This window comes from Streptomyces sp. SID4985 (assembly GCF_009863025.1).
Lineage (GTDB): Bacteria > Actinomycetota > Actinomycetes > Streptomycetales > Streptomycetaceae > Streptomyces.
The window spans coordinates 1-2,277 of record NZ_WWIR01000078.1 but is presented as its reverse complement, the minus strand read 5'-3'; the positions used below and the strand labels follow the sequence as shown (position 1 = coordinate 2,277).

The following is a 2,277-nucleotide window of genomic DNA, read 5'->3' as shown; positions in this document are numbered from 1 at the left end:
CCCGGCCCCCGCCCCCGGTTCCTGGGCGCGGTACGAGCACGGGCCCGGCTTCCTCGCCTCCCTCGCTTCCGGGGGCGCCCCCAGGGCCGTCTGGACCGCCCTGCCCGGCCCCGAGTGGGCCGGTGAGCTGGCCCGCGCCGTCGCCGCCACGCTCGCCTCGGGACGCGGCGCGCTCGTCGTCGTACCGGACGGCCGTACCGCCGCCCGCGTCGACGCCGCGCTGACCGAGCTGCTCGGCGAGGGACGGCACGCGCTGCTCACCGCGGACGCCGGGCCGGAGAAGCGGTACGCGCAGTGGCTCGCGGTGCGGCGCGGGGCGGTACGGGCCGTCGTCGGGACACGCGCGGCGATGTTCGCCCCCGTCCAGGACCTCGGACTCGTCGCCATCTGGGACGACGGCGACGACAGCCACGCCGAGCAGCACGCACCCCAGCCGCACGCGCGGGACGTACTCCTGCTGCGCGCCTCCCTCGACCGGTGCGCCTTCCTGCTGGGCAGCTGGAGCTGCACCGTGGAGGCCGCCCAGCTGGTGGAGACCGGCTGGGCACGGCCGCTGGCCGCCGGGCGCGACCAGGTGCGCCGTACGGCCCCGCTGGTGCGGACCGTCAGCGACGCCGACCTCGCGCGCGACGAGGCCGCCCGCGCCGCCCGGCTGCCCACGCTCGCCTGGCAGGCCGTACGGGAGGGGCTCAAGCACGGGCCGGTGCTGGTGCAGGTGCCCCGGCGCGGCTACGTCCCCCGCCTTGCCTGCGCGCAGTGCCGGGCGCCCGCGCGGTGTCGGCACTGTGCGGGGCCGCTCCAGGCGCAGGACGCGGGGGAGCTGCGCTGCGAGTGGTGCGGGCACCAGGAGACCTCCTGGCACTGCGCGGAGTGCGGCGGCTTCCGGCTGCGTGCCCAGATCGTCGGCGCGCGCCGGACCGCCGAGGAGCTGGGGCGCGCCTTTCCCGCCGTACCGGTGCGCACCTCGGGCCGCGAACACGTGCTGGACACCGTGCCGGGCACCCCCGCGCTGGTGGTCAGCACCCCGGGCGCCGAACCCGTGGCCGAGGGCGGCTACGCGGCCGCCCTGCTGCTCGACGGCTGGGCCATGCTCGGCCGCCCCGACCTGCGCTCCGACGAGGACGCGCTGCGCCGGTGGATATCGGCGGCCGCGCTGGTGCGTCCGCAGGGGGAGCACGGGACCGTGGTCGTCATGGCCGAGCCGACGCTCCGTCCCGTGCAGGCGCTGGTCCGGTGGGACCCGGTCGGCTTCGCGCTGCGCGAGCTGGCCGAACGGGCGGAGCTGGGCTTCCCGCCGGTGTCGCGGATGGCAGCGGTGTCCGGTACGACCGAGGCCGTCGCGGAGTTCCTGAGCGCCGCCGAGCTGCCGCCGGACGCGGAGGTACTGGGCCCGGTCTCGGTGCCCCCGACCCTCCCCGGGCGCCCCCGCAGACCCGGTGCGCCTCCGCCGGGCGAGGAGTGGGAGCGCGCGCTGATCCGGGTGCCGCCGGGCAGCGGGTCGGCGTTGGCGGGGGCGTTGAAGACCGCTCAGGCGGCGCGGATGGCGCGGGGTGGGGGAGCGCCGGTGCGGGTGCGGATCGATCCGCCGGACATCGGCTGAGGGGGCGCGCCGCTGGGTTTGGCCGGTCGGTGGTGGGTGCGTTGCCGGGTGGGGCTGACGCTTTACCGGGGCGTACCGCTGGGGCGGCTGGTGGTCGCCCGGTCCGGCCGGAGCCGGTGGGGTGGCGGATCGGCTTCGGTTTCGCCCTGTTGCGCACGGGGCCGGGGCGAGGTGGCTCGGGCGGTCGCCTGCCGGGTGGCCGAATACCCTCCCGGGGTGGCCCAGAGGGCGGGGCAGTCGTGAGTGGGGGCCTGGGAAGGCGGTCGGGTGGCCCCGTGGTCAGAGGCGGTCGGCTCGGGCTGCCTGGGTGTGGTGCGGTCGGCGGTGGCCTGGTTCACCAGCCGGTGCGGCCGGCGGCCGGCTGGTCCGCCCGGCCGGGGGCGGCTGATGGCCGGTCGGCCCGGTTCGTTAAGCCGGTCCGGCTGGTTCGGTCGGTGGTGAGCCGCACTGGTGGGGGCGTCGACGGTCGGTGTCGGTGCGCCGCCCGGGGTGGTCGGTGCTCGGTGTCGCGTCCGGGGCGGTGCGTGGTGTGGGTGCCCTCCCGGGCTCGGTGGGGGCCGGGAGGGCGGGGGTCAGCCGTTGCGCGGGCCCGGGAAGGCGGTCGGGCGGGGGTCCTCGCGGAGGGTGGGGCTGCCCGCCGTGGGCTGGGTCGGCATCGAGCGGGCGGCGGGGACCGT

Annotated in this window: 1 protein-coding gene; it reads left to right on the top strand. The window is 78.3% G+C overall.

What is annotated here, in order from left to right:
- Nucleotides 1-1,600: primosomal protein N' (locus tag GTW40_RS03225; RefSeq protein WP_161178617.1), on the top strand; the 1,600-nt coding region annotated here is incomplete at its 5' end.
- Nucleotides 1,601-2,277 lie beyond the last annotated feature (677 nt).